The organism is Microbacterium sp. K24 (assembly GCF_004794465.1).
Taxonomy (GTDB): Bacteria; Actinomycetota; Actinomycetes; order Actinomycetales; family Microbacteriaceae; genus Microbacterium.
Map to the genome: position 1 here is coordinate 66,979 of NZ_SSDJ01000048.1, position 6,969 is coordinate 73,947.

Consider the following 6,969-nt stretch of genomic DNA (forward strand, 5'->3'; position numbering starts at 1 on the left):
CTCAGACGGGCGCCACGACCGATCTCATGCTGTCCCGGATGAGGTCGTGCTGCCGCCGCACCAGGACCAGCGGATCGACCTCGCCGAGCTCCGCGAACGCGTGCCCCTCCCATTCGCTCGACCAGTAGCCGCGGTATCCGCCCTCGACGAAGACGCGCACGAGCTCGGGGTAGTCGATGGCCGGCTCCTGCCCGCGCTCGTCGATGTCGTAGAACTTCGCGTGCACGTGCAGGATCTGCGGCATGATGTCGGCCCATTCCTGCGGGGCCACATGGCCGTGCATGTTGAACGCGAGGTGGGCGAACGAACCCAGGCGCCCCGGGTCGAAGTCGCGCCCGCGGAGGTAGCCGATGAACTCCTCCTGCCGCTCGCGCATCGTGGCATCCGTCGCCCAGATCTCCTGCAGGCGCTCGACCGCCTCGTCGTCGAGTCCGGCGCGGCGCACCGCCCGGAGCAGGGTCGGCGACATGGCGTGCATGGTCGACGAGAAGTCGGCGACGAACCCGAGAAGCGGGGAGTCGAGTTCGGCGTAGGTCTCGCGCACCTTGAGGATCGGCTCGGAGTTCGGTCCCATCGGCGCGTGGATCTCATAGGCGAGCTTCAGCTCGAGATCCTCCGCGATCGGCAGCAGGCGACGCAGCAGCTCCGGCTTCGCGCTCTGGATCCGCACGAGCGGGAAACCCAGCTGCTTCGCGCCGGCGAACATGAGCTTCGAGAACTCGAACTCCTCGTCGGCGGTCATGTCCCGATCGCGACGGCGTCCCATGTCGAGGTTCGCACCGAACGAGCTGGCATCGAAGCCGTGCTTGTCGAAGGCCGCACGCCACCGAGCGACGAAGTCGTCCGACACCACCGGGTAGGTCGGCACCATCTGCGAGGCGACGATCTCGATGCCGGGACCGATGCCCAGCTCCGCCACGCGATCGAGCAGCCCGTCGAAGTCGTACCAGCCGGCGCGGAACTCCGCGCTCGCCGAGTAGAGCGTCAGCCCGAGCTGGAACGGGTCGTCCTCGGCCGCCGGCGGCGGAGCGGTCACGTCGCTCACGAGCGCGGGTCGAGGAGCGTCGGCATCCGTCACGGTCAGCGTGTGGACGTCGCGCACGACGTTCGGCACGTACATGCCCGGAGCGCCGTCCTCACCCGGCGCGATCTGCATGTACGGCAGGCGCAGCTGTCCGATCAGCGTCACGTCGTGCTCCTCCCCCAGGGTGACCGGCACGTCTCGGCGCGCGATCAGCAGCGGGTGCTCCTGCAGGTACCAGAGGGTCTCGCTCTGCTCGCCCAGCTCATCGATCGAGTACGAGCGGCCGTGGAGCTCGAACCGCAGGTCCGAGGGCGCGATCTCCTCGCCGTCGACGGTGAGAGCGAGGCTCGAGACCGACGACAGCCAGAGGCTCCGGTACCAGGGCAGCGTGAGACGCAGCGCCAGTCCGTCGGCGTGGGGGCGGAGGCTGTCGGCGTGGATGAGTCCGTTGGGCATGATGTCTCCTCAGAGGGCGTCGACGGTCTGGCGGATGAGGGAGTGCTGACGGCGGATCTGCTCGACCGATCGCCACGGGATGCGGTCGCCCTCGTACTCGCTCGAGAGGTAGCCGGTGTACCCGGCGTCGCGCAGGGCCCGCAGCACCGGCTCCCACGGGATCTGCTGATCGACGAGAGCGTCGTCGATGTCGTGGAACTTCGCCTGGATGAAGACGACGTGCTCGATGATGTCGAACACATCGGCCGGATCGACGCCGATGCCGTCGAGGAACGCCGGCCGCCGTCCGGGCAGCTCTCCCGGCTTCAGCGGGATCGGCCTGTCCTGGAAGATGCCGGTGTCGAGAAGCAGCCCGAAGTGCTTCGTACCGGTGCGCCGGATCAGGTCGATGTAGTCGTCGACGACCTCGTGCTTGATCGGCGTCGGCGAGTGGATCTCGGGGCAGATGACGACATCGAGCTCTGCGGCGAGCGCGAGGCTCTGCTCCACGGCTTCGGTCCAGATCGGGTGCGGTACGAGGTCGCTCGAGACCACGCCGATCTTCGGCCGGAGGAATCGGAAGCCCAGGCGGCGCGCGAGGCGCAGGTCGCGCTGCAGGATCGCGGCGCCCTCCTCAGCGGTCATCTCGCGTGCGTCGGGCCCGCTCGAGTGCAGGCGGGTGTCGATCCACGACCCCATGTTGGTGGGTTCCAGACCGTACTTCTCGAGCAGGCGGAACCACTCGTCCACCCACTCCTGCGGCGGATCCGGGTAGTTCGGCACGTGCCCTTCGCCGAGGATCTCGACGCCGGTCGCGCCGAGGTCGGCGATCTGGTGCAGCGCGGTCTCGAGGTCGATGCAGGTGCCGTAGTCGCCCATGAAGCTGTAGAGCGAGACGCCGTAGCGGAAGGGCGCACCGGACGCCTCGGGCGAGAGGGTGATCGCCCGGGTCACCTGATAGCGGCTGGGCTGGTGCTCCTGCGGGATGTACGACATGCGCAGGCGCAGGTCGATGGTGAGTTCGTGGATGCCGTCGGGCAGGCCACCGGCGAGAGGAACGGTGACGACGGCAGCGTCTTCGAGCTGCCAGCGGACGTTCTCACTCGTCCACAGCTCGGCGAGACTGTACGTCTTCCCCTGCAGCGTCCAGGTCGGGACGTCCGGTTCCACATCCACCAGGCCGGGGATCGAGACGGCGATGCCGTCGATCAGCGAGGCGGTCATGCCGCGGTACGACGGCATCCGCACGCGGAACTGGAATCCGGTGATCTCATCGCCCTCCCGCACATTGCGGAAGCCGACGGACTGGATCAGGTCTCTCTCGAGAAGCATCAGCGCTTCCTCTCCGGGCGCGCTCTTGCGCCGCTCCTCGAGGCTAACCGGCTTTAGCCGGATTCATGCATAAGAGATCCGTATGCGGGCATAAGCGATGCTGACGCGCGGATCAGCGCTCGAGAACCAGCGCGAGTCCCTGCCCGACGCCGATGCACAACGCGACCACGGCGACTCCGCCCCCTCGCCGACGGAGCTCATGGGCGGCACGGGCGATGATCCGCCCGCCGGAGGCGCCGAGCGGATGGCCGATCGCGATCGCTCCGCCGTGCACGTTCACACGCTCGGGGTCGAGTTCCGGCCACCCGGCGAGGCACGCCAGCGACTGCGAGGCGAAGGCTTCGTTCAGCTCGACCAGGTCGACGTCGGCCCAGGTGCGCCCCGCACGCTCGAGCGCACGATTCGCGGCCTCGACGGGCGCGATCCCGAACACATCGGGATCGTTGCCGAACACGCCACGGCCGGCGATGCGGGCGAGCGGCTCGGCTTCCATCGCACCGTCCGCGCCGAGGAGCACCGCCGAGGCGCCGTCGTTGATCGGCGAGGAGTTGCCCGCGGTCACCGTGCCGTCCGTCGCGAAGAGCGCACGGAGCCCGCCGAGCTTCTCGAGGGTCGTGTCATCGCGGATGCCCTCATCGCGCGGCAGCGTGACGCCGGGCACGGCGACGATCTCGTCGTCGAAGACACCGTCGGCCCACGCCTGAGCGGAACGGCGATGACTGCGCAGCGCGAACGCGTCCTGATCGTCACGGCTGATATCGAAGAGAGTCGCCAGCTTCTCGGCGGACTCCCCGTTGGAGATGGTCCACGCGGTCGGCAGCGCGGGGTTCGTCATCCGCCATCCGATCGCCGTGTTCCACATCGTCTGGTTTCCGACCGCCGGCCAGGGCTTCGCCGACTTCTCGACCACAAACGGCGCCCGGCTCATGGACTCCACGCCACCCGCGAGCACGAGGTCGGCGTCGCCCACCTCGATCGCGCGGGATCCCTGGATGACCGCCTCGAGGCTCGACCCGCACAGACGGTTGACCGTCGCGCCGGGCACGGTCGTCGGGAACCCGGCCAGGAGCGCGGCGAACCGGGCGACGTCGCGGTTGTCCTCCCCCGCCTGATTCGCGTCGCCGAGCAGCACGTCGTCGATGCGGGCCGGATCGATGCCGGTGCGTTCGACGATCGCGCGCAGCGTCACCGCGGCGAGGTCGTCCGGACGCACCCCGGCGAGCGCGCCGCCGGCGCGGCCGAACGGTGTGCGCACGGCGTCGTAGACGAAGGACGAGGTCATGAGAGCTCCAAACCGGTGAGTGCGCGGAGCGAGTCGACGGTGTTGTCGCCGAAGGCGTCGTGCACACGGAATCGTCCGTCCACCACGTCGAAGACCGCGTGGTCGGTGTACGCGCGGGTGACGCAGCCGACTCCGGTGAGCGGGTAGGTGCACGCGGGGACGAGCTTCGAGGAGCCGTCCTTGGCCAGCAGGTCCGTCATCACGAACACCTGCTTGGCGCCGATCGCGAGATCCATCGCCCCGCCCACGGCCGGGATCGCCCCCGCCGCCCCCGTCGACCAGTTCGCGAGGTCGCCGTTCTGCGCGACCTGGAACGCACCGAGCACGCAGATGTCGAGGTGCCCGCCGCGCATCATGGCGAACGAGTCGGCGTGGTGGAAGTACGCCGCTCCCGGCAGCGCGGTGACAGGTTGCTTCCCGGCGTTGATGAGGTCGGGGTCGATGCGGTCCGCCTTCGGCGAGGGCCCCATCCCCAGCAGGCCGTTCTCGGTGTGCAGGATGATCTCGAGTCCGGCGGGCAGGAAGTCCGCGACCAGAGTCGGCGCTCCGATCCCGAGGTTGACGACCGCGCCCTCGGGAATGTCGGCGGCGATGCGGGCGGCGAGCTCCGCGCGAGAGATGCGGGTGGTCATCGGGCGTCCTCCGTCTGCACGATGTCGGCGGCGTCGGCCAGGGGGCGCCCCTCGATGTCGACGCCACCGATGAAGCCGTCGGCATCGAGCCAGGGGCGTCGACCCACCGCGACGACCCGGTCGACGAAGAGACCCGGGGTCACCACGGTCTCCGGATCGATGGATCCGAGTGGCACGATCTCGTCGACCTGCACGATCGTCGTCGCCGCGGCCGACGCCATCACGGGTCCGAAGTTGCGTGCGGTCTCGCGGTAGACGAGGTTGCCCCACCGATCGGCGGCGAGGGCGCTGATGAGGGCCACATCCGCGGTGATCGGATACTCCAGCAGGTAGCGTCTCCCGCCGATCGTCCGCTCCTCCTTGCCCTCCGCGAGCGGCGTGCCGACTCCGGTGGGCGAGAAGAACGCGCCGATACCCGCGCCAGCCGCCCGGATCCGCTCGGCCAGGTTGCCCTGCGGGACGATCTCGAGGTCGATCTCGCCGGCGCGGTACAGACCATCGAACACCCAGGAGTCGTGCTGGCGGGGGAACGAGCAGATGATCCTCCGCACGCGACGCTCCGCGAGCAGCGCGGCCAGCCCGGTGTCGCCGTTGCCCGCGTTGTTGGCGACGATCGTCAGGTCGCCGGCGCCCTGCGCGATGAGGGCATCGATGAGTTCCACGGGCTGCCCGGCCCGGCCGAACCCGCCGATCATGACCGTGGAGCCGTCGACGATCCCCGCGACGGCGGCCGCGGCATCCGTCACCGTCTTGTCGATCATGCGCTCTCCTCCGGGGCCGCGCCGTCGGAGCCGAACACCTCGGAGGCGATGCGGAAAGCGGTGTTCGCCGCCGGCACCCCGGAGTAGATCGCGGACTGGAGGATCACCTCGCGGATCTCGTCGATCGTCAGGCCGTTGCGGAGCGCCGCACGCAGGTGCATCGCCAGCTCCTCGTGGTGGCCGTGCGCGATCAGCGACGAGAGTACGGCGACCGAGCGGGACCGTCGGTCGAGGCCCGGGCGCGACCAGACATCGCCCCAGGCGACGCGCGTGATGAAGTCCTGCCAGTCGGCGGTGAGGTCGGTGGTCGCCGCGATCGCGCGGTCGACATGGGCATCCGACAGCACCTCCCTGCGCACGGCGAACCCCTGCGCGCGACGCTCCTCGTCGGTGGATCCGGTCATCGTCATCGGCCTCTCTCGGTCAGGAAGTCGTTCAGCTCGGCGACGACCGCGGCGGGCGCGTCGACCGGCGCGAGATGCGAGGCGTTCACGATCCGCGTGGTGCGCCCGTCGCGCACGCCGTCGGCGATCTCCTGTGCACACGCCTCCGGTGTCACCGCGTCCCACTCCCCCCAGGCGGCGAGCACGGGAGCGGCGATCTCGCCGAGCCGTGCGCGCACGTCGAAGGTGGCGAGCGCCTCGCAGCACCGCGCGTAGCTCTCGTCGTCGGCATCCTGCAGCGCGTGCAGCAGCCGCCCCGTCAACGCGGGATGCCGGGCGATCGAGCCGGGTGCGAACCAGCGCTGCGCCGAGCCGATGAGGAGCGACGAGGTCGACTGTGCGCGCACCTGCGCGGCACGCGCGTGCCAGTCGTCGGGCTCTCCGATCCTCGCGCCGGAGCAGAGGATCGCCGCGCGTTCGACGAGAGACGGATGCCGCAGCAGCAGTGCGAGTCCGACGGCGCCGCCGAGCGAGACCCCGGCGTAGCGGAGGCGGTCGGCACCGAGGTCGCGCGCCGCGCCCGCGACGGCATCGGCGAGATCGTCGACGGAGAACGCCTCGGATGCCGGGGCCGAGGCGCCGTGCCCCGGAAGGTCCCAGGCGACCACGCGATGCGACACGGCGATCTCGGGGAGAACCGACTCCCACAGGATCGTCGAAGTGCCGAGCGAGGGGCCGAGGATCAGCAGCGGAGCATCCGCCGGACCGACGGGTTCGGTGAACGCGAGGGCGATCACGGGCTCTCCTCCCGGGTCTGTCGTCCGGTGTAGTTCGCGGGGTCGAGGAGGTCGTCGACGTCGAGATCGTCGGCTTCGGGGAGGGAGCGCAGCAGGTCGCCGAGATCGTCGCCGTCGGACGCGGCGGCGAGCAGGGCGTCGAAGCGCTCCCGGCCGATCTTCGGGACCAGAACGATCGCCAGCCTCTCGCTGACGAGGAGGCCGCCGGTGAGAGCGAGGTTGCGGGCGCCGGCCGCGGCATCCACCCGCAGACCGGCCGCGAGGGACGACGCGTGCGCCGAGGCGCCGAGGCCGAGCCGGAGCAGTTCGCGCAGCGTCGGCCA

The 6,969-nt window shown here is 70.1% G+C and carries 7 protein-coding genes and 1 pseudogene; all 8 read right to left on the minus strand.

All coding sequences use genetic code 11. From position 1 onward, the window contains the following. Window position 1 precedes the first annotated feature (1 nt). Window positions 2-1,480: a DUF6379 domain-containing protein gene (locus tag DW306_RS02855; protein WP_136054133.1), complete on the minus strand. Its 1,479-nt coding sequence runs from the start codon at window positions 1,478-1,480 to the stop codon at window positions 2-4. Window positions 1,481-1,489: 9 nt separating this feature from the next. Then, entirely contained in the window at window positions 1,490-2,791 is a 1,302-nt protein-coding gene (locus DW306_RS02860; RefSeq protein ID WP_136054134.1) for a DUF6379 domain-containing protein, read from the minus strand. A gap of 112 nt (window positions 2,792-2,903) precedes the next feature. Next, entirely contained in the window at window positions 2,904-4,073 is a 1,170-nt protein-coding gene (locus DW306_RS02865; RefSeq protein WP_136054135.1) for a thiolase family protein, read from the minus strand. Then, on the minus strand, window positions 4,070-4,705 hold the full coding sequence (locus DW306_RS02870; RefSeq protein ID WP_136054136.1) for a 3-oxoacid CoA-transferase subunit B: 636 nt from the start codon (window positions 4,703-4,705) through the stop codon (window positions 4,070-4,072). The genes DW306_RS02865 and DW306_RS02870 overlap by 4 nt, the downstream gene beginning before the upstream one ends. Beyond that, on the minus strand, window positions 4,702-5,466 hold the full coding sequence (locus DW306_RS02875) for a 3-oxoacid CoA-transferase subunit A (RefSeq protein WP_136054137.1): 765 nt from the start codon (window positions 5,464-5,466) through the stop codon (window positions 4,702-4,704). The genes DW306_RS02870 and DW306_RS02875 overlap by 4 nt, the downstream gene beginning before the upstream one ends. Beyond that, window positions 5,463-5,870: a 4-carboxymuconolactone decarboxylase gene (gene pcaC / locus DW306_RS02880; protein WP_136054138.1), complete on the minus strand. Its 408-nt coding sequence runs from the start codon at window positions 5,868-5,870 to the stop codon at window positions 5,463-5,465. The genes DW306_RS02875 and pcaC overlap by 4 nt, the downstream gene beginning before the upstream one ends. 2 nt (window positions 5,871-5,872) lie before the next feature. After that, complete coding sequence (locus tag DW306_RS02885; RefSeq protein WP_136054139.1) at window positions 5,873-6,646, minus strand: alpha/beta fold hydrolase; 774 nt, start codon at window positions 6,644-6,646, stop codon at window positions 5,873-5,875. Further along, window positions 6,643-6,969, minus strand: a pseudogene (locus tag DW306_RS21160) (adenylosuccinate lyase); the annotation flags it as partial. The gene DW306_RS02885 and the pseudogene DW306_RS21160, both read right to left, overlap by 4 nt.